General features: G+C 41.5%; 28 protein-coding genes, 1 pseudogene and 1 riboswitch. Of the genes and pseudogenes, 11 read left to right on the forward strand and 18 right to left on the reverse strand.

What is annotated here, in order from left to right; all coding sequences use genetic code 11:
* The first annotated feature begins 80 nt into the window (after positions 1-80).
* On the forward strand, positions 81-335 hold the full coding sequence (locus V7K38_RS15885; RefSeq protein WP_334859161.1) for a hypothetical protein: 255 nt from the start codon (positions 81-83) through the stop codon (positions 333-335).
* Complete coding sequence (locus V7K38_RS15890) at positions 332-469, forward strand: hypothetical protein (protein ID WP_334859162.1); 138 nt, start codon at positions 332-334, stop codon at positions 467-469. Before V7K38_RS15885 ends, V7K38_RS15890 begins: the two co-directional genes overlap by 4 nt.
* A 455-nt stretch (positions 470-924) precedes the next feature.
* Here the strand turns inward: V7K38_RS15890 and V7K38_RS15895 are convergent, their stop codons facing one another.
* The 6 genes from V7K38_RS15895 to V7K38_RS15920 all read right to left on the reverse strand — a co-directional run bounded on the left by V7K38_RS15895 (position 925) and on the right by V7K38_RS15920 (position 7,606).
* Positions 925-2,013 carry a sensor histidine kinase gene (locus tag V7K38_RS15895; RefSeq protein WP_334859164.1) on the reverse strand — a complete coding sequence of 363 codons (1,089 nt, stop codon included), beginning with the start codon at positions 2,011-2,013 and terminating at the stop codon, positions 925-927.
* Positions 2,014-2,018: 5 nt separating this feature from the next.
* Entirely contained in the window at positions 2,019-2,729 is a 711-nt protein-coding gene (locus V7K38_RS15900) for a response regulator transcription factor (RefSeq protein ID WP_334859166.1), read from the reverse strand.
* Between the two features lie 76 nt (positions 2,730-2,805).
* On the reverse strand, positions 2,806-3,501 hold the full coding sequence (locus V7K38_RS15905; protein ID WP_334859167.1) for a LabA-like NYN domain-containing protein: 696 nt from the start codon (positions 3,499-3,501) through the stop codon (positions 2,806-2,808).
* Positions 3,502-4,102: 601 nt separating this feature from the next.
* Entirely contained in the window at positions 4,103-5,182 is a 1,080-nt protein-coding gene (locus V7K38_RS15910) for a fatty acid desaturase (protein WP_334859169.1), read from the reverse strand.
* Between the two features lie 218 nt (positions 5,183-5,400).
* Positions 5,401-6,453, reverse strand: coding sequence for a fatty acid desaturase (locus tag V7K38_RS15915; protein ID WP_334859170.1), 1,053 nt, complete (start codon positions 6,451-6,453; stop codon positions 5,401-5,403).
* Positions 6,454-6,778: 325 nt separating this feature from the next.
* Positions 6,779-7,606 carry an acyl-CoA desaturase gene (locus V7K38_RS15920; RefSeq protein ID WP_334859172.1) on the reverse strand — a complete coding sequence of 276 codons (828 nt, stop codon included), beginning with the start codon at positions 7,604-7,606 and terminating at the stop codon, positions 6,779-6,781.
* A 91-nt stretch (positions 7,607-7,697) separates the two neighbouring features.
* Here V7K38_RS15920 and V7K38_RS15925 point away from each other — a divergent pair, with 91 nt between their 5' ends.
* Complete coding sequence (locus V7K38_RS15925) at positions 7,698-8,939, forward strand: methionine gamma-lyase family protein (RefSeq protein ID WP_334859174.1); 1,242 nt, start codon at positions 7,698-7,700, stop codon at positions 8,937-8,939.
* Between the two features lie 48 nt (positions 8,940-8,987).
* On the opposite strand, the gene hpnK is transcribed toward V7K38_RS15925, so the two are convergent.
* Both hpnK and hpnI read right to left on the reverse strand, forming a co-directional pair.
* Positions 8,988-9,851, reverse strand: a complete 864-nt coding sequence (gene hpnK / locus V7K38_RS15930; protein WP_334859176.1) for a hopanoid biosynthesis-associated protein HpnK — start codon at positions 9,849-9,851, stop codon at positions 8,988-8,990.
* Positions 9,844-11,001 carry a bacteriohopanetetrol glucosamine biosynthesis glycosyltransferase HpnI gene (gene hpnI / locus V7K38_RS15935; protein ID WP_334859179.1) on the reverse strand — a complete coding sequence of 386 codons (1,158 nt, stop codon included), beginning with the start codon at positions 10,999-11,001 and terminating at the stop codon, positions 9,844-9,846. Before hpnI ends, hpnK begins: the two co-directional genes overlap by 8 nt.
* A gap of 149 nt (positions 11,002-11,150) precedes the next feature.
* Between hpnI and V7K38_RS15940 the strand changes: the two genes are divergently transcribed.
* A complete protein-coding gene (locus V7K38_RS15940) occupies positions 11,151-11,411 on the forward strand; it encodes a hypothetical protein (RefSeq protein WP_334859181.1) in 261 nt (86 codons plus the stop codon).
* On the opposite strand, the gene hpnJ is transcribed toward V7K38_RS15940, so the two are convergent.
* From hpnJ to V7K38_RS15955, 3 genes are all read right to left on the reverse strand, one after another.
* Positions 11,389-12,849 (reverse strand): hopanoid biosynthesis associated radical SAM protein HpnJ, encoded by a 1,461-nt coding sequence (hpnJ, locus tag V7K38_RS15945; RefSeq protein ID WP_334859183.1) that lies wholly within the window; start codon positions 12,847-12,849, stop codon positions 11,389-11,391. The genes V7K38_RS15940 and hpnJ overlap by 23 nt on opposite strands.
* A 425-nt stretch (positions 12,850-13,274) precedes the next feature.
* Entirely contained in the window at positions 13,275-13,670 is a 396-nt protein-coding gene (locus V7K38_RS15950; protein ID WP_334859184.1) for a hypothetical protein, read from the reverse strand.
* 339 nt (positions 13,671-14,009) lie between these two features.
* Complete coding sequence (locus tag V7K38_RS15955; protein WP_334859186.1) at positions 14,010-14,900, reverse strand: hypothetical protein; 891 nt, start codon at positions 14,898-14,900, stop codon at positions 14,010-14,012.
* A gap of 882 nt (positions 14,901-15,782) precedes the next feature.
* Positions 15,783-15,945, forward strand: a riboswitch (cobalamin riboswitch).
* Between the two features lie 26 nt (positions 15,946-15,971).
* Between V7K38_RS15955 and V7K38_RS15960 the strand changes: the two genes are divergently transcribed.
* From V7K38_RS15960 to V7K38_RS15975, 4 genes are read left to right on the forward strand one after another with little or no spacing between them, the layout of a single operon-like run.
* A complete protein-coding gene (locus V7K38_RS15960) occupies positions 15,972-16,748 on the forward strand; it encodes an energy-coupling factor ABC transporter permease (protein WP_334859188.1) in 777 nt (258 codons plus the stop codon).
* Entirely contained in the window at positions 16,735-17,037 is a 303-nt protein-coding gene (locus V7K38_RS15965) for an energy-coupling factor ABC transporter substrate-binding protein (protein WP_334859190.1), read from the forward strand. Before V7K38_RS15960 ends, V7K38_RS15965 begins: the two co-directional genes overlap by 14 nt.
* Positions 17,034-17,846, forward strand: a complete 813-nt coding sequence (gene cbiQ / locus V7K38_RS15970) for a cobalt ECF transporter T component CbiQ (RefSeq protein ID WP_334859191.1) — start codon at positions 17,034-17,036, stop codon at positions 17,844-17,846. Before V7K38_RS15965 ends, cbiQ begins: the two co-directional genes overlap by 4 nt.
* Positions 17,821-18,654, forward strand: a complete 834-nt coding sequence (locus tag V7K38_RS15975) for an energy-coupling factor ABC transporter ATP-binding protein (protein ID WP_334859193.1) — start codon at positions 17,821-17,823, stop codon at positions 18,652-18,654. The genes cbiQ and V7K38_RS15975 overlap by 26 nt, the downstream gene beginning before the upstream one ends.
* Positions 18,655-18,657: 3 nt before the next feature.
* On the opposite strand, the gene V7K38_RS15980 is transcribed toward V7K38_RS15975, so the two are convergent.
* From V7K38_RS15980 to V7K38_RS15990, 3 genes are all read right to left on the reverse strand, one after another.
* On the reverse strand, positions 18,658-19,239 hold the full coding sequence (locus V7K38_RS15980) for a retropepsin-like aspartic protease family protein (protein WP_334859195.1): 582 nt from the start codon (positions 19,237-19,239) through the stop codon (positions 18,658-18,660).
* Between the two features lie 724 nt (positions 19,240-19,963).
* Positions 19,964-20,737 (reverse strand): nucleoside phosphorylase, encoded by a 774-nt coding sequence (locus V7K38_RS15985; RefSeq protein WP_334859196.1) that lies wholly within the window; start codon positions 20,735-20,737, stop codon positions 19,964-19,966.
* Between the two features lie 58 nt (positions 20,738-20,795).
* Complete coding sequence (locus V7K38_RS15990) at positions 20,796-21,395, reverse strand: macro domain-containing protein (RefSeq protein WP_334859198.1); 600 nt, start codon at positions 21,393-21,395, stop codon at positions 20,796-20,798.
* Positions 21,396-21,560: 165 nt separating this feature from the next.
* Between V7K38_RS15990 and V7K38_RS29685 the strand changes: the two are divergent.
* From V7K38_RS29685 to V7K38_RS16000, 3 genes and pseudogenes are all read left to right on the forward strand, one after another.
* Positions 21,561-22,100: pseudogene (locus V7K38_RS29685) on the forward strand (GTP-binding protein); the annotation flags it as partial.
* Between the two features lie 22 nt (positions 22,101-22,122).
* On the forward strand, positions 22,123-22,515 hold the full coding sequence (locus V7K38_RS29690; protein WP_442940777.1) for a hypothetical protein: 393 nt from the start codon (positions 22,123-22,125) through the stop codon (positions 22,513-22,515).
* A gap of 427 nt (positions 22,516-22,942) precedes the next feature.
* Positions 22,943-23,137: a hypothetical protein gene (locus tag V7K38_RS16000; protein WP_334859233.1), complete on the forward strand. Its 195-nt coding sequence runs from the start codon at positions 22,943-22,945 to the stop codon at positions 23,135-23,137.
* Between the two features lie 32 nt (positions 23,138-23,169).
* On the opposite strand, the gene V7K38_RS16005 is transcribed toward V7K38_RS16000, so the two are convergent.
* The 4 genes from V7K38_RS16005 to V7K38_RS16020 form a co-directional block, all read right to left on the reverse strand.
* Positions 23,170-23,703, reverse strand: a complete 534-nt coding sequence (locus V7K38_RS16005; RefSeq protein ID WP_334859200.1) for a hypothetical protein — start codon at positions 23,701-23,703, stop codon at positions 23,170-23,172.
* A gap of 70 nt (positions 23,704-23,773) precedes the next feature.
* Complete coding sequence (locus tag V7K38_RS16010) at positions 23,774-23,977, reverse strand: ChaB family protein (protein WP_334859202.1); 204 nt, start codon at positions 23,975-23,977, stop codon at positions 23,774-23,776.
* A 369-nt stretch (positions 23,978-24,346) separates the two neighbouring features.
* On the reverse strand, positions 24,347-24,790 hold the full coding sequence (locus tag V7K38_RS16015) for a pyridoxamine 5'-phosphate oxidase family protein (protein ID WP_334859203.1): 444 nt from the start codon (positions 24,788-24,790) through the stop codon (positions 24,347-24,349).
* Positions 24,791-25,444: 654 nt separating this feature from the next.
* Positions 25,445-25,957 (reverse strand): hypothetical protein, encoded by a 513-nt coding sequence (locus V7K38_RS16020; RefSeq protein ID WP_334859205.1) that lies wholly within the window; start codon positions 25,955-25,957, stop codon positions 25,445-25,447.
* Positions 25,958-26,350 lie beyond the last annotated feature (393 nt).

Consider the following 26,350-nt stretch of genomic DNA (forward strand, 5'->3'; position numbering starts at 1 on the left):
TCCAACCACAACAGAAATGGTTGATAAATTAATCTCAGTTGCACTCCAATTAATAAATCCTCAACATTTAAGAAACTGGTTTGCTAGTTGCTGCTACTGTACCTCATAACAGCCGTAGATGCTGTATCGATACCCTGTTAGCAATGGCAAACTATCGTCAGATGCCTGAGACTGTCAGCCACAAAACAAATATAAAACTTTCCATGTCTATCCAAACTATTGGTATTTTAAGCCCAGGTGATATGGGGCAGGCGATCGCCCCTTGGATGAAATCATTAGAATCCTCTCTGATGAAGCAATCTCCGACATCTAATGTAAAAAGCGAGAATCTATGACTCAAGAGCAATGGACTGCGGTCGATAGTTACTTCAATGAACTGCTTGCTTCTGAGCCACGGGTCAGTGCCACGGCAATCCAGACCGTAGGCAGCAAAGAATACGACGGCTTTGGGATCGCCATAGTAAACTAAAAATAGATTTGGTCAGTCTTGGGAACGATTTTGAGGGAACAGATAAGCGATCGCAGCGTACCCCGAAACACTTAGTAAACTAACCAAAAAAATAGCCAAAATAAAAGTAGACATACGTCATTCTACCCAAACGCCAAATAAGCTTTATATTCCATAGAATTCCAAAATCTTGGCATCCATCAAAAAACAAGATTTTGGATCAACCTGCTTTAGTTAAGCCTCGATCCTCTCTACCCCTCTTTTTTAAGGAGGGAATAAAGCCCCCCTCTTTTTAAGGGGGGTTGGGGGGATCTTCCGACGCAAAATATCACTAACAACCAAGCAGAGTGAATTTTGGATACTTTTAAATTAGCAATTAGGTATGACACAGCCGTGACCACCTTGTGTCAATGCCTTGTATATCAATGGTTTTCCCAAAAGAGGCAGCAATATATAAATTTCAACCCCCTGTCCCCTTAAGCCAAAGGTAGAAAAAACCGAAACGTACTGCCAACTCCCAACTCGCTTTCTACCTTTATTTGACCGCCTTGTAATTCAATCAAACGACGGGAAATAGTTAAACCAATACCCGTACCTCCCGAATGGCGATCGCGCGATTGGTCGGCTCGCCAGAAACGCTCAAACAGATGGGGCAAATTTTCTGGAGCGATACCAATACCTGTATCTATAACTGCAATCGAGAGAAGAGATGCTTCAGTTCTAACACGAATGGTAATTGAACCTTCGTTAGTGTAACGCACGGCATTACCAAGCAGATTAACCAAAATCTGTTCTGTGCGGTCAATATCTGCCAATACAAGAGGTAGCACAGATGGGCATTGTAAGAGCAAAACTGGCCCATCTTCCAACAGTTGATCGGTGAATTTCTCCACTAATGACTCTAACAACGGACGCAGATTTACCCGTTGTATATTAATTGGCAAATAACCAGCTTCTGCCTTAGATAGTTCTTGCAAATCGTTCACCAGCCGCTCTAAGCGCCTGGTTTCTTTAGCTAAACGCCGATAAATTTCAGGAGACGCTTCAATTTCTCCATCAGCAAGTTCTTCCAAGTAACCGCGCACAACTGTTAACGGTGTCCGTAACTCATGAGTCATATCTCCAATTACCTCTCGCCGCCGCGCTTCCACCCCTTCTAAACTGGCTGCCATCCGGTTGAAACTAGCACCTAGTCCATTCAGTTCTGGAATATCAGACATAGGTAATCGTGCATCCATCTGGCCAGCAGCAAATTTTTGGGTAATTTGTTCCATCTCCGTCAAGCGCTGCATAATCCGTCTGGAAACCCAGTAACTCAATCCTCCGGCGGCGGTAGTGCCGACTAAAACTGACCAAATAGTGCTTCGCTGCCAAGCAAGCTCAAATCCTGTAACCAATTCAGTCCGAACATCAATTAAGTCAAATCCCTGATTTTCTAATCGTTCCAAATGCAGTACAAACAAGCGAGGGGAAGAGATTTTGCTGATGCTCACCAGACTAGCTACCCCCACGATCATCACTACTAAGTGGGAGAAAAATAGGCGCGTTCTCAGCCCCATTTTCATAATATTTACGCTACCGCAGGATCTTCAAATTTATAGCCCACCCCAACAACAGTTTTAATAAAAGTGGGAGTTGCTGAATCAGGCTCAATCTTTTTTCGTAACCGAGCTACATGAGTATCAACCACTCGTTCATCACCGAAAAAGTTATCTCCCCAAAGTTTATCAATTAGTTGAGTGCGGTTCCAAACTCGACCAGGATTGCTGACAAAGGTGGTTAGCAAATTAAATTCTAGGGTAGTTAAGTCTAAAATTTCAGGTTGCTGAGAATCCATCTGCCGACTGGCAGTGCGCTGATCTACATCGACGATAAAATGTTGAGTGCGATTGACTTGATGTTGTCCCCCTTGGCGCAGGCTACGCCGCAATAGCGCCCGTACCCTAGCTACCAGCTCTCTAGGGCTAAAGGGTTTAACCATGTAATCATCAGCACCAGTAGATAGACCAATCACGCGGTCGATTTCCTCACCCTTAGCTGTAAGCATCAAAATGTAAGGATCTTTTGCACCTGGTTTCTGGCGAATTCTGGCGCAAACTTCCAACCCATCCAAACCAGGAATCATTAAATCTAGAATGATTAAATCGGGTGGTTGCTCCTGAAACATTCGTAAAGCATTCATCCCATCGCGGCTAGTGCGGCAAAAAAATCCTTCTTTTTCTAAAGATAATTGGATTAAATGAGCAATTTCTGGTTCATCTTCAATTATTAAAATATCCATTTCAATTCATCACAAAACTTGGAGTTAACAAGGGGATTTTGCCCCTTGTTAAAAGTAGGCATTCCCCTAGAGTGGATTAAAGGTTTGAATTTGATGGCGTGCGATAACTATAGCCAAGATTAGAATCTTTTTGAATGTGTGTTTTAATACTGTCGAGGTCAATGAAGCGGTCAGCAACATCAATCAAGCTTTCACTAGTACTAGTTTGTAGACTCACCACTTCCACTCGAACCCCCATTCTGCTGACAGCATTCACAGCATAAGCTAGATCGCCATCCCCACTAACTAAGACCGCAGTATCATAATAAGGAGCTAAAGTTAGCATATCTACAGCAATTTCTACGTTCAGATTTGATTTTTTGAAATTCTCTGCTGGTTGCGTAATATCTTTAGCTACTACACGATAACCATTACGACGCATCCACAATAAAAAACCCTGTTGCTTTTCATTGCTGATATCAACCCCGGTATAGAAGAAAGCACGCAACAGTCTTGAACCATTAGTTAAATGACAAAGTAATTTAACGTAGTCAATTTCTATACCAAGTTGTAAAGCTGTATGAAATAAGTTTAAGCCATCAATAAAAATAGCAACTCGACCACGATTCAAGTTATTGACAATCGAACTATCAGTTACTGTATCTTGTATTTTGGGATCTTTACCTTTGACCGTAGTATCACTCAAATTTTGCCCTTGCCAATGTGGTTTAGCCTTGAGTACTTTAGGTTCTTTAAATTCATTTCTATGTTTGCTAAAATTAGTTATAATCATTGATACCTCTGATTTTAAGGATGGAAAAAGTTTTGGGTAAATTGTCTATAGTATAGTCTGTGCTAATTTATAACCCTAGCAGCTAATGGTCTTGAACCATTACATACAGATAAAGTTAACTGGTGCTAAACAGGATTCAAAGTAGGCAGATCAAGGGTTTGTCACCTTAGTTAGGTTTGGTTTGACGATATATTGCTTCTGTCCACAGATATGTTAATCTTTACCCACCGATACAGCAAGAGTTTGGAAAAAATAAATCTTACTGTATGAGTAGAGGCAATAATCCGCGAATTTAATCTATCTATTTTATTTTAGCTCTTGATTTAATAAGCTTACAGCCAGGAAGTTGAGAGTTACCGCAGTCTAAGGACGCTCAAATATTGACAGACTAATAATGTAATATGCGATGCCTGCGGCGGGCTACGCCAACGCTCCTCAAACTCCTCAAAAGGTAAAGTCTTCTGAAGATATTTAAGTAATCTTAAATTCAATTCTTATAAAACTTTATATGAATGAGGAAGTGTTAAACGGTCAATAGTCAGAAAACACTGACGAAAATACAAGATTCCCGACTTCTTTTAAGGAGTCGGGAATCTGAGTCTTAGTCTTTAACCAACTTATTATTGGATGTGTAGTAAACCTTGCTACCAGTATCAGGTACAAAATGGCAGGTGATACATGAATTCCATAATGACTTCCAAATAGGTTCTTCCGATTTTTGGAAATACTCACCCATCACTGGTTTGATTGCCTCAGTCGCCTTTAACAAATTGTAGTGAGGGATGTTAAGGAATATATGGTGAGCAACATGAGTACCGATATCGTGGTGGATATGATTAACCAAACCATAATCACGGTCAATACTAGAAATTGCACCTTTTAAGAAAGTCCAATCTTCTCCACGATACCAGGGAAGCTCTGGCTCAGTGTGGTGCAAGAATGTCACCAAATCTAGCCAAACTATGAACACAAGGTAGGGAACAGCGTAATATTTCAGCAACCACATCCAGCCCCATTGGTAGGTGAGGAAACCCAGCAACCCTACCATCCCAATCAAAAGGACAGTACTAGTGAGAACATCCCATTTTTCTGATGGTTTGAAAAGTGAACTACTGGGCAAAAAGTGGGAGCCTTCTTTATTAGGAGAACGCTTAAACAGATACACAGGATAAGCCAATAGAAAGGCGTAATATCTGCCTATCTTTTGTGCTAGCGGCATCTCATTATATTGTGATTCAGTCACAGGATACCAACTTTCATCGTTATCGATATTGCCAGTATTTTTGTGATGAGTTCTGTGACTAATTCGCCAACCATGATAAGGAACAAGTATTGGTGTGTGAGAAATATGTCCAATCAAATCATTCAGCCATTTATGCTTAGAAAAAGATTGGTGTCCGCAGTCATGCCCAACTACAAACAACGCCCAAAACATCGTTCCTTGCATTAGCCAGAAAATCGGAAAGAAAAGCCAAGAATCCAAGTAAGAAGCAACTGCATAAAGCAGACTGATAATCAGGATGTCACGAAAAAAGTAAAAAAGCGATTTTGCCACATTTGGCTGAAAGCATTCACCAGGGATTGCAGCTTTTAAATCCCCAAGTGTGAAAGGTAATTTAGTCGTATTTTCAGACTTTTCACGGCTAGCAGAATCGTTGAATGTGATGATGTTTGATGACACTGGATTCTTTTGATTGGATATAAATCGGAACTTTAATTGAGACAAGATCATCTCACCTCTAGGATGCCCATGATACTAGCGATCGCTAACACACAAGAGGATAATTTCTGGCAATTTATCTAAAATTTTATTCAGTCAATAATTGCCAGATTCTATAAAAACGCAGCATGATAAACACTCTCGTTGGTTCAAGAGCGTCAGTGTAATTACAGCACTATTTATCGCCCTGTGTAATGTTCGTTGAAAGTCTTATAACCAACATCAGTTGTATACAGTTGACACTCGCCCGTAATCTGTTTCATTAAAGGCCAAGAAAACTGACACTCATCATGAAGATAAGAACCCCAATTTTCTTTGATGCTGCTGTAGGCTAGCCGCAAATTATATGAAGGAATCGCAGTGGAAATATGATGAGGGACGTGAACATTGATATCATGGCACAGGATTTCTACCCAACGCGGATAATCACAATGGATAGTACCACCTAACTGTGCTAGAGCTTCGTTCCACTTGTTCGCTGTCGCAAAAGGAACATCTGCGGCAGTATGGTGAACAATAGTAAAAGTACTCATCCAGAAATGGTAAATCATCCAAGGCACTAGCCAAAACTTGACAAATCCCCAGATACCAGTTGTGGCGATCAGAATCGGGAAAGCGATCGCAGCAAACACAACCACTACAGCTACAGAAAGCTTGATGCTCGATTGGTCTTTAGTTTTGAAGTTCCGCCAATCAAAATGCACAACTGCCCAATGTCCGATGGAACCTACCCACCAGAGGCGTTTACGCATAAACAGTTCAAAAGCAGACTGTCGGGTTGTATCCCAATTGTCAAACACTTCTGGTCTGATTGGATGCCAAGCATTATCCTCTTCTAGCTTGTTGGTATGAGTATGGTGATAATTATGCTTAATACGCCAACTGTGAAAGGGGTAAATTAACGGCATCATGAAGAAATGCCCCACCAAATCATTTACCCAACGACGTTTGGCAAAAGACCTGTGACCACAATCATGTCCAATTACAAAAAAACCTGTTAAAGCAGTGCCGGTAAAAATCCAAGCTAGGGGCAACAGAAACCAAGGAGTGATAATCAGGCTGTAATAGCCCAAGGAAACCGCCAAGACACTCAGTAGTACTTGTGTCCAAGCTTTGCGACGATTCTGCTGAAAACATTCCCGTGGCAGGCTTTTGACAATATCTTTGAGCCGGAAGTCGGAATTACCTGGCTCGTCAGTTAGTTTCTGGCTGTTAATTATTGATGTAGTCATGGACACCTGAAAAACAACACAAACTCCTCAACCAAGTCACTAAAAAGTAACTTGCCGCAAAAATTCTTAATATTAGCGCTTCGGATTATAGCAATCTAACCGACACAAGCGCACCCGTAAATAGATTTTTGAAAAGTTAGGAGTTTAGATTCTTAACTCACGCTTGATGTGAATTAGAAACGCTTCTTGTGGTATAAGGATTTTTGTGTCTACCTCAAATCAGGGTTTGAGAAAAATCGACGGCAAAATAAAAATTCCAAAGCCTGATTCACATTAAGCATAACTCCAAACTTGTGTAGAGACGCGATTAATCGCGTCTCTACTCCTAACTCGTTTTTGTTGGGGCTGGGGCCAACTTCACATTAGTAGCCAAACCAACCGCTTGTAGCAATTGAACTGTCATCCAGGTTAAATCGATTTCCCACCATTCCAGCCCGTGACGAGCCGAGTATTGAAAGGCATGATGGTTATTATGCCAGCCTTCACCGAAAACTAGTACGGCTACCCACCAGCAATTAGTCGATTTATCACCAGAATCATAGCTCCGATAGCCAAACTTATGAGTAGCGCTGTTTACCAACCAAGTGCAGTGGTAAACCCAGATAACGCGAACAAAAATTCCCCAGATAACGAAAGGCCAGCCACCCAGATACAAAAGTAATACACCTAGAGCAATCTGGAGCAGAATGAAATATTTTTCTAAAAACTGATAAACTGGGTCTTCGGCAATGTCTTTGGTGAAACGGGGAACGTCATCGTGGGAGGGACAAAAATGAATTAGCCAACCCATGTGGCTCCACCAGAAACCTCTATTAGAATCATGGGGATCGGTGGGCGTATCAGAATTTAAATGATGGATACGATGTGTCCCAATCCACTCAATTGGCCCTCCTTCACAGGAGAGTGTCCCGAAGAAAACCAGAAGATACTCCAGCCATTTGGGAGTTTGAAAACTGCGGTGGGTAACAAGGCGGTGAAATCCTAAAGTAATGCCTAAACCACCAGTTATCCAGTACAGTAGGAAACCCACAGCAACTGCCGTCCAGCTAAAGTTGCCAGGAACAAAGGCAAATAAAGCACCGATGTGCAGTGCAATGAAAAACAGGGTATTGACCCAGTTAATTTTTGGTTCGGTTGAAGTAGCAATTGTCATGCAGTAACCTGAATTTGAATTTTCCTGCCTAGTATGTGGGATCTGAAAATCCGCATATCTATAATTTAATTTTTTTTGAACGAGGAACTGAATGAACAGCTTAGAACAGCTGCGGCAAGCAGAACAAGCACTATTAACAATTTTTTCTGGAATTGACACTCAGGTCAAGCATAATCTAAAACGAGTCTTGGATGCTTTTCGTAATCACCGTGTGGGCGCACATCACTTTGCGGGTGTAAGTGGCTATGGTCACGATGATTTAGGACGAGAAACTTTAGATAAGGTTTTTGCCGAAGTCATGGGTGCTGAAGCTGCGGCAGTGCGGGTGCAGTTCGTTTCGGGAACTCATGCGATCGCTTGTGCTTTGTTTGGTGTTCTCCGTCCAGGAGATGAAATGTTAGCAGTGGTCGGTTCTCCCTACGATACGCTTGAAGAAGTCATTGGTTTACGAGGTAAAGGTCAAGGTTCTCTTATCGAGTTTGGCATAAATTACCGCCAATTGGAGCTAAACCCCGAAGGAACTATAGATTGGCCAGCTTTAAGTACTAATGTGACTGAAAACACTCGTTTAGTGTTAATTCAGCGCTCTTGTGGTTATTCTTGGCGACCTAGTTTATCAATTGCCGATATTGAAAAAATCATCCACTTAGTCAAACAGCAGAACTCAAACACCGTTTGCTTTGTGGATAACTGCTACGGCGAATTTATTGAAACAAAGGAACCTACAGCCGTAGGTGCTGATTTGATGGCGGGATCGCTGATTAAAAATCCTGGTGGAACCATTGTCAGCGCTGGTGGTTATGTTGCCGGTCGCGCCGACTTAGTAGAGGCATCTGCCTGTCGCCTCACGGCTCCCGGTATCGGTAGTTATGGCGGTGCTACTTTTGACCAAAATCGTCTGCTATTTCAAGGTTTATTTCTCGCGCCACAAATGGTAGGAGAGGCGATGAAAGGGACGTACTTAACTGGTTATGTATTTGATAAACTCGGTTATCCAGTGAATCCTGCTCCCCTTGCTCCCCGTGGTGATGTAATTCAGGCAATTAAACTTGGTTCTGCCGAAAAGCTAATTGCTTTCTGTAAAGCTATCCAACAGCATTCTCCCATTGGTTCTTACTTAGACCCGGTTCCAGATGAGATGCCGGGATATGAGAGCAAGGTGGTTATGGCTGGAGGGACATTTATTGAAGGGAGTACCTTAGAATTATCGGCTGATGGCCCTTTGCGTGAACCTTATGTAGTTTATTGCCAGGGTGGAACTCATTGGACTCATGTAGCGATCGCATTAGAAGCTGCGATCAATGCGATCGGAAGTGCTGGCGATGAACTTTAACATCTAGAATTCGGCGCGATAAGGCTCTAATTCTAGCAGCTAGTTCTCCTAGTTTATTTTAACATAATTGGTTAATTCAAAGCCATTATCTGTAAGTGTTTGACGTACTTGTTCGCTCAACAAGGCAGCGAGTTCTACTGTACCTGCTCCTGGTGGATTATTCAACGGTTCACTAGGATTAACCATTGCGGGATGGGAATAAATCTCCACTAAATCTGCCTCTATCTGAGGTATGAGACCGAGCAAATATTCCTCAGTCATATTGCCAGTTTGCAATAACCCGTAGACGCGGTTAGCGTAATTAATATGATGAGATGTGAGCAAAGTCTCACCATAACGGCGTAGGAGAGTAAACACCCCCGACCAAACTAACTTGGTCAGTAACCTACGTCTATCAAGCTTCAGGCTCATCCCCAATTCTTCATTTGGCAGACGGATAACTCGAATATTAAACTCATGTGCCAACTCTACCAAGATACTTAGTACGATGGGATGAGAGTGTAGGTGTAAATGTCCATCTACATGAGAAAGCGATAGCCCAGAATCGCTGAATTTGGTCAACTGAGCGCGGATTTCTTGCCGCAATTCTGAGCGGGCGGCGGTGTGGAATTGGTAGCGTAAACCGGCTCTGAGGGGACTATCTGGGAAGTTCCCATTTGATGAAACCAAATGAGGAATTTGGGTGGGCGGCATGACTGCCCGGCCACAGACCAAAACTAGATGTAACCCAACAGCTAGATTGGGGTAATTATGTGCCAGAGCGATCGCGTCCTCGGCTGCATCACCGCTCACCATCAGGCTAGTACTGGTTAGTATACCTTGTTTATGTGCTTTAATAATCGCTTGATTGACACCGCTAGAGAAGCCGAAGTCATCACCGTTGATAATAGCAAAACGACGGGTATTAGGCATTGGGCATTGGTGTTGTAATTGAAACTAACTTACCCTCTTTTGTCAACTTTAGTTGCTGTCCTCGCCATGTAATAGTGCTGCCAAGGAAGCCATAACACCAAATAGCAAACTGAATCAAATCGCGTAAAGGCATGACCCAGAAAAACTTTTTGGTATTTAAATCATTGAGAATATTCACCCCAACTATCCAGCCCATTAGTAACCGCATCATCCAAGTAATAACAAGCCCCATCCATCCTACTACTGACCCTTTTGTAGTCAATAACAAAAGTAGGCTAGCAACTGTACCGTAAGTAAAAAGCAATCCCAGATAACCCCAAGGACGAGAAACGCGGATGCAACGCGCCCAACGGATTTGACGCGCAATAGCATCAGCTAAAGTGGTAGTACCCAAAACATGCTCAACTACATAGTTAGATAACACAACCTTGTAACCTATTTTCCCTGGTAGGTAGCCGAGTTGGAAGTCGTCTGCCAAATAATCAGCAATCGCTTCAAATCCGCCGATTGCTTTGAGTACTTGTTTACCGATGATAATTGTAGAACCACAGGCAAATTTTGTCCCTTCTAATTGATTACTGACTAAAACGCCTGCATGAAAATCTGTAGCAGTAGCAATCGCCTCTAAGGTTGCTACCCATCCTTGTGCTAAAGAACGATACATACAGGTGACAACACCAACTTTGCAATCTTTGAGAGGTTGAATGGCTCGTTGTAAATAGTCTCTCCCGACTCGAATATCACTATCAGCTATGACCAAGATTTCATGTTTAGCGGCGGCGACAGTATTTGCCAGATTACTCACTTTCAGATTGACACCAATGATCCGGTCGCTGACAACCAGATGAATATCTACATCTGGAAATTGCTGAATGATTTTCTTGACAACTTCTATTACAGGATCTTCGGGATCGCAGACACCGAAGATCATCTGGTACTCTGGATAATTTTGTTGGCAGAATGAGGCAAAATTTTCGTAAGTATAACTATCTAGCCCACAAATTGGCTTGAGAATGGTAAGAGGCGGATGGAATTCAGGATCGATGAGATCGGGGTCACTGGAAAAAGTTATCGCTGCATAAATTCCATAGCAATAAAATAAGACAGTCGATAGACACAGGACTAACAGCAGAACATTAATGATTGTCATCTGAAAATCAGCTTAAATTCTAATTTTTTCTAGATATGAAGCTGATGATTGCATAATTGTTAGTGCTAGAGCGATCGCTTCTAAGGCTGCATTACCAGTTACCATTGGGCTAGGGTGTTGACTCTGAACCCTTTACTCCATAAGACTTCATGCAAAAAACATGTCGCATGTTTTTGCGGGGAAGCGCCTGGAAAAGCCGCTTCCCCGCAAACAAAAGTAGCATAAATAATTTTCAGGGAAATTGCCTCAAAACACCCAAAGTCAACACCCTAGTTTGCTCCCCCATGAGTGATTTTGAAGGTTTACAGATAACCAATAAGTTTGGCAAACTTATTCTTGAACAGGTACTTAACCTGCATCAAGAAACGGTTCTCAAGGGAGCAATATTTAAACGGCAGCCGCCTGATTAGATTGTGCGTGGGCAATCGCTTGAGTCCGGCGTTCCTTCAGGTAGGCAAAGAACTCCACACCTTCACGTAGTCGACGCACCATCATTTGGCGGTCAGTCAGCATTTCCCGTACAATCGGGATGATGACTTTGGGACGGAAGTAAAATTTCCGGTACATTCGTTCAACTGCATCTTCAATTTCCGCACTGGAAAAGGTGGGATATTGCAACGTAGAAGTTTGAATGCCAGAGTTGGCTACTAGATATTGGTTACTAAACCAGCTGTTAGCTTTGGCTTGTTCATAAAGTTCCGTCCCTGGATAGGGTGCAGCGATGGAAACTTGAATAGTATGGGGACTGAGTTCGCAAGCAAACCGAATCGTCTCTTCTACAGTTTCTTGGGTTTCAATCGGTAACCCGATGATAAAAGTTCCGTGGACAGTAATTCCCAGTTTGTGGCAGTTTTTCATAAATTCTCGCGCCACTTCTAACTTGATTCCCTTTTTAATCCGGTTGAGAATATCTTGGTTCCCAGATTCAAACCCAACTAGAAGCAAGCGTAAACCGTTATCACGTAGTTGTTTAAGGGTATCATAATCTAGGTTAGCGCGGGCATTGCAACTCCAAGTGAGCTTGAGCCGCTTCATGTGTTCACTGATAGCGATCGCTCGATGTTTATCAATGGTAAATGTGTCATCATCAAACATATATTCCTGCACCTTGTTGCCAAATATGGCTTTGGCTTGTGCCATCTCTCGTCCTACAGCCTCTGGGCTTTTGTGGCGGTAGAGATGACCGCCAATTGTTTGCGGCCAAAGACAAAAGGTGCATTTTGCCGGACAACCGCGTCCAGTGTAAAACGAAATATAAGGATGTTGGAGATAACCAATGAAATACTTACTAATATCTAAATCACTTGCGTAAACTGGCAGGACACTAGGCATAGCATCCCAATCGTGAATTAACGGACGCTCTTCATTATGGCGGATTTGTGAAAAGCGATCGCGGTAACTTAGTCCTTTGATTTCTTCCCAGGGTTTACCTTCTGCTAGTTCTTTACAGGTATAGTCAAATTCATTGCGGCACACAAAGTCAATAACTTGGTTATCCCGTAAAGTCTCTTCTGGTAAGACTGCCACATGAGCGCCCACCAAACCAATCTGTACATTTGGATTCGCAGCTTTAATAGCTTCGGCACAATTAACATCATTAGCTAGTGATGGTGTACTAGTGTGCATGATAATTAATTCGTAATCTTTAGCTATTTGCAGCACATCGTCCACGGTCTGACCATGTGGTGGTGCATCTACCAGCTTGCTACCAGGTACAAGCGCCGCAGGTTGCGCTAGCCATGTAGGATACCAAAACGATGTAATTTCGCGCTTGGCTTGGTATCGGGAACCAGCACCGCCATCAAACCCATCGAAGGAAGGAGGATTGAGGAATAGCGTTGTCTTCACTGATATCTCTTCTTATATATTTGAGCAAGATAGTTACCTATCTCACATATTTTATTTGAATCTACAACAATTTAGTTTGCTCTCGGCAAATCCGCCTATCTAACCGACTGCTAACTTTCTTACGCTTTGTTGATATTCTCCAGTATGTATCACCCACCAGCAGCCTTCCATCTCTTTGTAAGATTCTATGTGTTGCGTTTTGAAGTGCATAAAGTGGGCTATATTCTATGTAAGTATGTCGTTTCAGGTCTTTATTAATCATTCTTTGATGGGAAATAGACCAGGGCTGTAAGGACAATCATAAATTACCCCTACCATAGATGTGGTTTTCCAAATTATCTATCTTTGACCTTGGCGTATAATCCCATAAATCCCACCCCTTTTAGGGGTGGGTGCGTCAATGCCAATAGAATATTGAAACGCATTTAGCGTCCAACTTGGTTAGAGATATTTTTGCCTGTCTGTGCTGCGCTATTCCCGACATCGCTAGCAGTTTTCTGAGCGCCCTCTACGTACCCAGAGCCAAATTCTTTAAGGGCTTCTGCTGACTCTCCTCCAATCTTCTCAAGTCTTTTACCAAGAGAACCTTCCGTTTCACGAGCTTCTTTATTCCACTGCCCTGTTGTTTTGGGTCTTTGAGCATCATTTTGCTCAATCTGTTCACGAACTCTTTCCTTTAAGGCTTTGTCATTTTGCCCAGGACTAACATTCGTTGTCAGCACTAGAAAACCAACTAGGACAACAGCCAAAAAACTTTTTATCTGAAGTCCTTTAAGCAAGGAACTAATCTCACTAATCGCCCTAGAAATCAAACTTATCATGCCAATTTGCTTGTTTTTTAAGTACAAGTAAACCCTAACGACAAAAAGGCAATTATTCTTCTGACAAAAGGCATATTTTAGTTATCAAAGGCAAATAATTTCTAAATCTTTAGGAATAGATGATTGATTAGATATTATAGATATTTATAGATATTTCCAATTACTCTATAGATACGAGTAAGCTAATATCCCAATTTTTCTTTCAAAAATTCCCGTTACTGACCTAAAAACGATTCATAAATTTCTTCTCTTTGCGTTCTTTGCGGTTCGTTTATCGTAAATAAAAGGGTTTAACTAAATTTGGGGGTTTAAATCCCCGTCACAAAACATAATTACGAATTACGAATTATTTTGAATCTTTTCAAGCCTAGCTTCTATTTCAGGTTTTTTTTGTTTCCGAATAGCTTCACATTCCAAATTTATGGTTTCAGTTGACAATTCACATAAGGTTTCCAAAGATATTTTGCCTTCAGCATATAAAACTTCTAAGAAATTTGACGCTGACTCTAAAATTTGCTTCCCACTTCTTATTTGAATGCTAAACTTATCTTCAATGGCATCAAAGATAACGAAAAGTGATATCTTTTGCCAAATTTTTTGAGTCGAAGCTACTACTTTACAGGAAGTGACTATCTTTCCCTCTTCTGGCAGATGAAGTGCTAAACCTGAGTCCTGAATACTTTTTTGGATTTGCTCAAGAGGTAATGAAGAAATATCAGTAATTCTACGATCGAGATTTATAAAATCTGCTAAATCAGGCAGGTTGACAATTGGATCATTTAATGATTCAAATTGGAAGGTTATTTCATTGTCTAAAGGGTCTGAAATAGCATTCAGTTGCACAGGATATGGGGGCTGTGGTACAAACCCTTTTTCATAAAATGAGCGACCTTCAGGAGTAACTGTAATTGGCGATGTTGCTGATAGAGTTTGTAATGAACGAAGAGTTGCAGTAGTAGTTTTAATAAATACAGAATCCAGTGCAAGTATAGAGGCTAATTCATCCTCTGTTGGTGGGGGTTGGAATTCAATAGCAGCGCGGATAATAAATTCTTCAAGGACGTTAAACTGGCGGGGTTCCTTGATATTGACTTCTACAGGAGTTTGACGCAAGCTATAACGAAATTGACGTGCTGCTAAAACTGATAAATTAGGACTTTGCGCTTCAATTTCGTTTACAACATCTTTAAGATTTTTATCAATGGGTTTATCAGTAGAAGCGAGGGACATTAATTAAATCTCCATGTAGAAGAACTATTTTTAAAATATGGGAGTATATACAGCAGATTGCAACTTGGTGAGGTACAGATAATCGTAGGGGCACAACATGTTGTGCCCCTACCCGTGTACTTCATTTACCTGAAATACGCTGTAAGTAGGTAGGCGTAATTAAATATAAGATCAAACCTCACCCTCAATCCCTCTCCAAAGTATCGGAGAGGGAAGCCGGAGGCAGGGTGAGGTTTTATATTTAATTTGACCAACTTACTTACTCCTATATAGCAATCAGGTTTGATTTGGAGAAAAGATACGTAGGGGAGCGAGTCGCGTGGGCGGGTTTCCCGACTTGAGCGTTAGCGTCACTGGCGTTGTGTTACCACGGAGAGTACGGCATCGAACCCTTGATAATGCTGCGTTACGAACTTCGTTCTACAACGCCAGTTGCTACAACGGAGGGAACCTCCCTTCGGGTTAACCAGTCGCCTACGGCGGTAAACCCGCCTACAGCGCTGGATTCACCGCAACGCACTGGCTCCCCTACAATACCTAATTTTGTTCAAAAATCAAATAGGAGTCCTATAGTCTTATATAACTTAGTCGTGACTCTAAGAGGATGTTTTAAAAGTATTTGGATGTGATTCTAGGCACTTGTTGATCCCCCCTAGCCCCCCTTAAAAAGGGGGGAACCGGAATCAAAGTCCCCCTTTTTAAAGGGGATTTAGGGGGATCTGAAATGTTTTGCTACCAACGAGAGGACTTTTAAAACATCCTCTAAAGCGTGTCCATGTAAAAATTCTGGATTACTCATTAGCTGTTGAGTTGGGCATGGGCATATTAAATACAATTTAGATAGTATTATTCTGTTCGCAGTCCTGATGCTTGAGTAATGATGATATAGTTACTCCAATCGGTTCTGATGGGGAGCAGCCAATGGCTAACGCCACGCTGCGCTATCGGACGCAAGGGGGAAAGTCCGGTGTAAATCCGGCGCTGTCCCGCAACTGTGAGCCAAAATTAGGTGAGTCAGGATGCCCGCCGAGTGGAACCAATTCGTTTACATAAATCTGCGAGGTACAGGTTATGAAAAGAAAAAAACAGGCGTTAGTCAGTCTAACGCTGATGGCAGTTATCAGTTTTTACTTAGTAGTTGGTTTACCCAAACCTGCTTATGCCATGCACATTATGGAAGGTTTTTTACCAGTGCAGTGGGCTGTTTTTTGGTGGGTTGTGGCATTACCATTTTTTTTATTAGGATTGCGTAGTCTAACTCGCATTACCCAAGCTAACCCAGAATTAAAACTACTACTGGGCTTGGCTGGTGCTTTCACCTTTGTGCTGTCAGCGTTGAAGATTCCTTCTGTCACAGGTAGCTGTTCTCATCCGACAGGGACGGGGTTAGGTGCAGTGCTGTTTGGCCCTCTTACCATGACGGTTTTGGGTAGCTTGGTGTTGTTATTTCAAGCTTTGTTACTGGCACATGGCGGCTTGACGACGTTGGGGGCAAATGCTTTTTCGATGGCGATCGCAGGGCCGTTTGCAGCTTACTGGATATATAATCTGACAATCAAGTTGGGTGGTAAACAAAAAATCGCCATATTTCTAGCAGCTGCGATCGCAGATTTACTCACCTATATTATCACTTCTATTCAACTTGCCTTAGCATTTCCTGCCCCTGTTGGTGGATTTATCGCTTCATTTACCAAGTTCGCCGGAATTTTTGCTATAACTCAAGTTCCCTTAGCAATTAGTGAAGGATTACTAACTGTATTGGTGTGGAATTGGCTGCAATCTTATAATCCTCAAGAATTGGAACTGTTGCAATTAATCAAGCGAGGAAATGGTAATGAGTCAATCTAAAAAAGGGCTGAGTAACTGGTTGTTGGTAGTAGCCGTCTTAGCTTTAGCAGTTGCACCATTAATATTTGTGCGTGGTGGGGAATTTGCCGGTTCTGATGACAAAGCTAAAAAAGCAATTACTGAAATCCAACCTGGATATCAACCCTGGTTTAAATCATTGTTTGAACCTCCTAGTAGTGAAGTGGCAAGCTTGTTATTTGCTTCGCAAGCGGCTTTAGGTGCGGGAGTAGTCGGTTATGCAATTGGGTTGTATAAAGGACGTTCCCAACAACAAAAACGTGAAGAATGAGCTTGCAACTAGACACTTTAGCTTACACAAATCGACTGCGAAGATTACCACCAGAACATAAAATAATTTTTGCATTTACTACTCTTGCAATTTCCCTTGTTACCCATCCGCTAGTGCAAATTTTGATCGCGCTTTGGATGAGTGTTTGGACAGTTATTTATGCAAGAATTCCGGTTGGTGTTTATTTTCGCCTGTTAATGTTCACCATAGTTTTTTGTTTGACAAGTTTACCAGCCTTGATGGTGAATGGAGTTGCAATTACTGATTTGCCCAAGGTGCAATTAGACTCGTGGTATGGATTCAGTCTCGGACATTTCTATATTTATATCAGTCATAGTGGCAGTATCCAAGCATTGGGAATTTTAACCAGAGCATTAGCTTCTGTTTCTTGTTTATATTTTCTCATGTTAACTGTCCCTTTCACCGAGATATTACAAACTCTGCGTTACTTACGATTTCCTGTGCTTTTGAGCGATTTGTTATTACTAATGTATCGGTTTATTTTCATCCTGCTAAACACAGCTACTGAATTGTTAACGGCGCAAAATTCCCGTGGTGGCTACCGCACTTGGCGTAGCGGGATGAAAAGTTTAGCACTACTAATCGGACAACTATTACAGCGAACCTTACAACGATATAGTCAGTTCTCTCTCGGACTGGAATCACGGGGTTTTGTGAGTGAATTTCGAGTTTGGCATCCCCGCCGTTATCATCCTCAAGGGCGATATATCATCGAAGCTATTTTAGGCTGTGTAGTATTAATAGGATTGGACTTTTGGCGGAATGCAGGAATATTTACTCGAATTTGAACAGGTATATTACACCTATCCTGGCACACAGCAATCAGCTTTGAATGGTCTAACTCTGAAGATCCCATCTGGAAAAAGGTGTGCATTGATTGGTCAAAATGGTTGTGGTAAAACGACACTGTTTTTATTAGCTAATGGTCTATATAAACCTAATTCTGGTATTGTCCGTTGGCGCGGTGAACCATTAAGTTATAACCGAAATTATCTTAGTAACTTACGGCAGAAGGTTGGGCTAGTATTTCAAGATCCAGAACAACAATTAGTAGCTTCTATTGTTGAAGAAGATATATCTTACGGTTTGTGTAATTTGGGTTTACCAGAAGCCGAAATTAAAGATCGGGTAGAACAAGCATTAATTGAATTTGGTCTGACTAGTTTAGCAGAAAGACCAGTACATCATCTGAGTTTAGGACAAAAGAAGCGAGTTTCCATAGCAGATGTGATGGTACTGCGGCCAGAACTTTTGGTGCTGGATGAACCAACAGCTTATTTAGATATCAAACATACTCGCAACTTAATAGCAATGATGAAAAAAATTCATCAAGATGAAACTACTTTATTGATGGCAACCCATGATTTAGATTTAGTCTATCGATGGGCAGATTGGGTTTTTGTTATGGATAAAGGGCGACTGATGTTAGAAGGGAAACCACAAGATGTCTTTAGCCAGCGTCAACTTTTATCGGAGTTAGAGTTGGGTGTACCATTTATATATGAAATGTTATTTGATGGGCTATCTGCTGAGGAAGAAGTAGTGATAGAACGAGTGCGACAGCGAATATTAGAGCAATTTCGGAATGTCCTGTGAGGATTAACGGTGATGAAATTCGACCTCTTTCTCCAGAATCTTAATATCATAGCTGCCAAAGAAATCGTGGCCCAGTAAGCCGATACTGGCTTTAGGTGCGATCGCTACCTGAAGATTATTAGCTGTAACTCCACCGACTGCAACAGATTTTATCTTACCGGTTGGAAATTCTACCTCGCTACCATCGGCAATTTGAGCTTGCATTGTACCTGTAGCCTGGAGTTCAAGTGTATTCGCCATACTTTGAGTGATAATGGTTCCACTAGCACCTGTGTCTACAATCATTTCAAAGGTTTTTTTGTTATTAAAGGTAACGTCAATTACAGGAGTTCCACCAAAGCGGCGTTTGATTGAAACTCGAAAAACTCTGTCGTCTGAAGGTGCGGCTATATTGCCACAAAGCCTTTCTAATTCAACGGTTTTACCAGAGGAAGTTACCATGTAACATACTCCTGGATCGTCAGCTATTGCCTGATGAGAGAATGCTAAAAATATTAGTGTCGGGATTAGTGTGTAGGCGTAGCCCGTCGTAGACATCGCAGCTAGGTTAACCGTCTTAATCCAACGCCTACAAGCATTCTTCATATTATATTTATCTCCAATTTTGCTGATATTCTTTAATAGATAAATTTATTATAATAGCTATAATAATTAGTACTACAAACACATGTTTTTCATAAAAAACGCAATTTTTATGAACTTATCTTTCACAAACTTCAAATATATTGCATTGTTTTAGTTATTTTTTTTGCCTAATATATTATGTCTAGTATATCCACACAACTTTTTTACTCTAAAGCTAGTTAATGAAGTTTTTTATTTATGTGTCTCCATCAGATAAAATGGCATTTTACTTAATACATCTTACCTATAATTACTGATTGATGAATTAAAGATTAGATAAAGACATGATAAAACTACTTAGAGGATGTTTGAAAATTTTTTAGTGATGTATCAAATACTTTTAGATCCCCCTAAATCCACGCCTACTCCATTTGGGGAGACCCCAAGACCGCAGTGGCTCCCCTTAGAAAAAGGGACTTTGATTCCGGTTCCCCCCTTTTTAAGGGGGGTTAGGGGGGATCGCTAAGTACCTAAAATCACAGCGAAATGCTTTTCAAACATCCTCTTAGAGCAGATTCAATCTGGCATCCTCAGAAGTTAGGCACTTCCAAATAAAAAAATATCCCAAAACTGGCACAAAAATCCTCTTAATTTATCCTCTCTCTGTGTTCTCTGCGTCTCTGTGGTTCGTTTTTTGGGATAATTTATTCCTTGGAAATCCCTTAGATAAGATACATTTTTGAGCTTATTCAAAGGTTGCTGCTGCATGTACAGCAGTTGCGATCGCATTTTTAACGGCAATATCTCTCTGTTCTAAGATGATATTTTCACTCACAGTCCGCCCAGCGACTACACCGCAAACAGCAGCGGCAGCAAAATTATATACACCTGCCATTTTAAAAAGCGTGCCGCATTCCATCTCATAATTCAAGATATTTAAGCGCTGATATTCTTCTGTAATACCATGCAGCGATCGCATTAAATTTGGATTCGCTGAATCAGTACGTTCTTGCCCTTCGTAAAAAGTATCAACTGATGCCGTAATTCCTATGTAATGTTCAACCTTTAATTCTCGCGCGGCTTTAGCTAAAGCAACTGTCAAAAACGGATCGGCTGCGGCTGGATATTCCACAGGCGCAATATCATTTGCTGCACCTTGGCGACACAATGCTGCACTGCTAATAACAACACTACCAACTGGTATATAAGGTTGAATCGATCCGCAAGTTCCAATGCGAATAATCTGCCGGATTCCTACTTGGATTAACTCATTCACCACAATGCTTAATGAAGGCGCACCCATACCGCTAGTGGCTGATAAGATGCTGCGACGATTTGGTAAGTATCCCACGTAGCTATTGAGTCCGCGATTTTCTGACAATAGGCGGACATCTTGGAAATAAGTTTGGGCAATTAGATGCGATCGCTCCGGGTCGCCAGATAATAAAGCAATGCTGGGAGGTGATGAACCTAAATCATCTTGCCCAAAACCAATGTGATAAAAGTGTTTATTTGGCATAGAGTAGAAGATTAGCGATTGCCCCAGCAATATAATACGCTAGGGCGTTGTTTAAACTTTACCTAAAATCTCCTCCTTCCCATATCTGAAGTTGTCTTTCAGCCGCAACTATGCAATTAAGATACTTGGGTGGATACAGAAAATGATCGTAAGCTAAGGCCATCTGTCTAGCAGCTTCAGTATATGGCACTCGTCCTATTCCTGTACCCAATCCAGGACAGGCAATGGTGTTAATTTTTTGGCTAGCGTGTTGGTTATGGTGGCGAACTGTCAGCAGCATCGCCCACATTGCAATATAAGGAATATCTGTCCCAGCAATAATCATGGGAACTCGCATCGTAGGAGTATGAGCTAAAAAAGGATGTTTGTGATGACCTGTTTCCACAATCATTGATGTTCCCACAGGCTGTTCGCCCAAATAATCCTCAAGAATGCGTTGCTGGACTCTTGCCATTAAGGAAGGGCCGAAAAAACGGATAATTGCCGCATCTATGCCACCATCCATCATGCCGAAAGAGTTCGCAGGGCTGACCATACAATCAAAATCTGGCAACCACTCGAAATAGTCATTCACTATTTCTACATTGGGTAAATAATTAAAATTCTGTTGAAAGGCTGCACACAACAAAGAGTCGGGAGCTACCAATATCAATTTCAAGCTTTTATTTCCTCCGCTTGAATACCTATTCTAAACGTCAGCTAGGGCAACAATCAACGGTTTTTCTGTATTATCAACCTTGTCTTTGTTTATACTACAGACATAATACAAAATATATCACCACATAACTGGTGGCTGTTTGTCGCTTGAACAAAAGGAAATTTTATGATTCCCCGAACACGCATCCGAAATATTGGTATCTCTGCCCACATCGATTCTGGTAAAACTACGCTGTCAGAGCGAATTCTCTTCTACACGGGCAGAATCCACGCTATTGAGGAAGTGCGGGGAGGTGGCAAGGGTGCAACGATGGACTTTATGCCGGAGGAAAAATTACATGGCATTACCATTACCTCTGCTGCTACTACTTGTGAATGGTACGACACCCAAATCAACTTGATTGATACACCGGGACACGTAGATTTCACCATTGAAGTAGAACGCGCCCTGCGCGTATTGGATGGGGCGGTCATGGTGCTGTGCGCTGTGGCGGGTGTGCAATCTCAGTCTATTACGGTGGATCGGCAAATGAAGCGCTACCGTGTGCCGCGCTTGGCGTTCATTAACAAAATGGATCGGATGGGAGCAAATCCATTTCGTGTAGTACAGGGAATACGCGATCGCTTGCAACTCAATGCAATATTGCTCCAGTATCCTATCGGCAGTGAAGACCAATTCCAGGCAGTGATTGACCTGGTGGAAATGACTGAAGGGTTTCCGTGAGGCGATGGAATCAGGAAAGCTGGAAGGCTATCCGGTAACTGGGGTGAAAGTCGTTTTGGATGGTGGTTCCTATCACCCAATTGACTCTTCAGAATTGGCTTTCCGGTCAGCATCTCATCAAGCAATTGAGAGTGCGATCGCTAAAGCCAAACCCTACATCCTGGAACCCATCATGCTTATTGAGGTGGAAACACCCAACGAGTTTATGGGAAGAGCTCAGGGTGATTTATCCTCCCGTCGGGGTTTGTTGTTGGGTTCCGAGACAATGCAAGGATACACGGTGATTCGGGCAGAAGTGGCGCTGGCGCGAATGTTTGGATATTCTACAGAATTGCGATCGCTTACTTCTGGTATGGCAACTTTTTCAATGGAGTTTGCCTGCTATCGCCAGTCCTGAATTTATAGCGCTTCTCGTTTGGATGCAATACACTTTGACCTCTCTCCTAAAAGGAGAGAGGCTTTGAATCTTGCTCCCCTTACCTTGTAGGGAAGGGGCTGGGGGTTAGGTCTGTATTCTATGTAACTGAGAACCGCTATATTTGTGAAAATTTGCGGTGTTCAGATCCCCAACTTCTTAAAGAAGTCGGGGATCTAACTTTATTTATTAGATGCGCGATCGCTCTTAGTAAAACGTGCCATCCTATTTACAAGTCATAAGCTGTTGCGTCTTTAATTTGTATATGCGACGCGGGCAAGATGCCCGCACTACAATAATTTTACGTTTTTGAGTTACTCAAAAACAATTGAATCATAATAGAACTGAGAGTTTCATCATCACGACTACTTTATGATGTATCAAACCGACCCGCCGCGATCGCCAAAAGATGTATTGCCAACCATGTACGAAACTAGAATTAGGCTTAGGTGTTTGGCAGGGACGCTATCAAGATGTAGAACAGCCGTCGTTACGCTGGTATGATTGGACAGGGTGCTGGGTATTGACTTCTACAGAACAAGAAAGACAACGGGCTGAACGGTTGATTGCACAATTGCGTAGACACGAAGTGGCTTGTCGTTAGACATCGCTCGGCGTTGAACCCGATGTAGATACTTAATTCCTCAAAAGTTTGCTTTTTTGTGAATAGTCTGTATAGCCTTGAATATTTTCTGGTTCAAATTCACGGAGTACGCGCGTAGCTTCGCTTGTTAAATCTTGATTCCCAGTAACTACAATTAAATATTTACCAGCATTCAGACGGTTACGATAGGGTAAAGCATCACCACTGCCAACTGTTATGCCGGTTCCTCCACCGATTAAACTAGCGCCCAAAGCACCGGCTATAGCTCCTAATATCCCAGCGAGAAATTCATTGCCAAATCGAGCAAACTGGGGAAATATTTCAATTTCTGTAAGATAGTTGAAGGCATAACCTGCAAAAAACCCAAAGGGTACAAGCCACCAAAAGAGCCGAGTTGATTGTTTGCGGTTTTGCTTGTCGGGATCAATCATTCCAAATTCATCAGCACTTAAATAACCATCGCCCAAAATATTGACTTGTGAAGTTGGCAAGCCTGCTTTTTCGAGAGCAGAGTAGGCGGCTTCTACTTGTATTCGATCTTGTAAAACTGCAACAAGGTAATTCATAAGACCAAACTTCCTTCTTAACAAAGATTTTTTGTGCAGCATCAATAATAACTGTTAAATGCAATCTGAGCTATTCTGATTTTTTATGCCAGTGTCCATCGCTGCCTTTTTCATAATCGCGCTTTACTGCACTCCAAGCAACACGAAAAGCACTTTCTTCTTCCCCATATTCTTCTTGAGCATTATTAAATGCAGCCCGAAAAATTTCTTGAGCGTGCTTGGGTAAGTTATCTTTGACTGAATCAGGTAAGTCTGCAACTTGTTTGTAAGGCATAAATTTCGTTTCCTTACTTCATGGAGTAATATTGATTTGGCTTGCCAAAACAAGCCCTTGATTGTTGGTCAACTAAGTCCCCAGTCTCTAACCTCATGTCTGCACTTGGCTTTAAGGTGGAAAGCCATGCTGAATTCTACCTTCATCGGCATCGAACTGCTTAGAACTTTTGAATAGTTCTAAACGCCCATCAGCAGCATATTGGGCGCGGCGATCGCGCAACGCTTGCATTTCTTTTGCTTATCATTCTTTTTGTTAATTAAAAATACTTAATTTTTGCCAATTAACTCTAATAATCACATTTATTTACATCATTCGTAATTAGTAATTCATTTTTCAACTACGAATTACGAATAATTTAAAATTGTGTCAAAAACTAATTTTTGTCGACTTAAAACTTGATGCACTATCCCAGTAATTAACCTGGTTAATATTCACCTTAAGCAAAGAAATGTCGGGTTCGTCCAATCCTTTAGGAAACCAGGTTTTAAGTTCTGGCTTCCATAATTCTCGCATTTTATTGCGGTCTTTAACAAGTTCTGATGTCCCTGAGATAGAAACGTATCGCTGCTGTTCGGATGACGAAAAACTAACATTTACTTGTTTATGGTGTTCAACTTCAGTCACTTTATGAGAAGCAGCATAAGTAAAGAACCAGAGTGTGGCTTCAGAGTTAATCTCACTACTTTTTGACATGGGGTAACTATGCAAACTTCCATCATCATCGACTGTAGTAAACATCCCATAATCAATACCTTTGATTAGTTCATGCAGTTTTTGAATCTCTTGAGAGCGGTCTGTAGAAGTTGCCATTGTTTGTACTCTTTTGTCTATTTGCTACTGGACTATAATTTTTGATTACAACCAGATTTTATGATCGTAAAGTTATTTTTCAGTATCAACTTTTTTAGTTTAAATTGCGTGAGTCTACAGATGGAATTATATTAAAATTACTTCTTGTATTTATATCTATAGAGATATTGATTGAGAGTGAATATTCTGTGTAGACAAAACTTTTAATCATGGAAATATAAAATCAAACAAATTCTGCAACTGTAAAATTTTATATGACACCCAGATCCGATCGCCCTCGGATTGCTAAATTAACCGAGTAAATCAAAATCAAGCCTAGCTTGCTGTAGTCAGCGATAGTATCTATTTTTACTTTGCAGGATGCTTTCTACTCCTAGCACGCTATTTATACAGCACTTACGGCAGCTATGAGGTACATTCTCAAAGCTGAAAGCTATGATAGAAGAGGGGCAAGAGGAAAACTGTATTGCATAATAGCCGGAAGCGCTGTATCGTCAAAATACCTATTTACGACAATCCAGACCGGAATTATTACTAGTTGGATTGTATAAGATACTTATGATAATTTAAGCATTAACCACAATTAGAGGTTGAAAATGGCGAGTACATCAACAGTGGATAGTTCCGTTAATACTTGTGGTAGTAGGAGGTCTTTTAGGATTGTTCGTGAAGGAACTGCGATCGCCATTTCCAATTTTTTCCAATCCCACACCAACTGCTAACCCTACCATCGAATCGACACCCGCAGCGCGATCGCTTGATAATCTTTCTCCTGGCTGGGTAATTAAAACCAACAATCAAAATCTCCTTGGGAAATAACCAATCACTTCCCTCTGGAGCTTTTTTACAAGTTATTGAGACAAAACCAAATCCCAAACCTGCTTCTGGAAATTTTTCGGTGTCTATGCGAGTCCGCGCCACTAAAAATACACAAACTCCAGCTAATACTAATACCCCAGCCGTAACTACCTCAGTTCCATCAAATTTAAAACCTTTGCCAGCAATAGTATTGCTAAACTCCTCCCAACTCAACCGTTTTGGCGTTGTTTTACAATCAGACGCACCAAGTCCATGTAGAACTGTTACACAACCGCCAGTTAGGTGAAAATTTATTAAGATATTGCAACAGCGATCGCACATGATAGCCATATTTATTATATTTGCCATCCCAGATCCCCGATTTCTTCAAGAAGTCGGGGATCTGAGCCTCTACGTGCAGAGCAAATCAAATAGGATTGTTATATTTGCGATCGCAACTCCTGATTGCCTTAAAATTAAATTTGTACCCTCAGAAACAGCCTCTTGAACCTATAGCAGGAGTGTCATTTTCCATTAAGCGCCTACTATGAGCAACTAGGAAATCAAATTGCAGTATATCTGCCTTTAAAATTATGGACTGGAAGTACAGGTGGAAAAATGGCTATAAACCAAGCCAAGATGAAAAAGTCTTTGCAACAAGTTGGCTGTAGGGAGATACAGTTTTACGCCCCTACAGCAGAAATTTTTGTAAAATAATATAACGCTTGGGCATTTTCTGCCTACGTATGCTCCACACCATTA

Source organism: Nostoc sp., assembly GCF_036917465.1.
Classification (GTDB): Bacteria; Cyanobacteriota; Cyanobacteriia; order Cyanobacteriales; family Nostocaceae; genus Nostoc.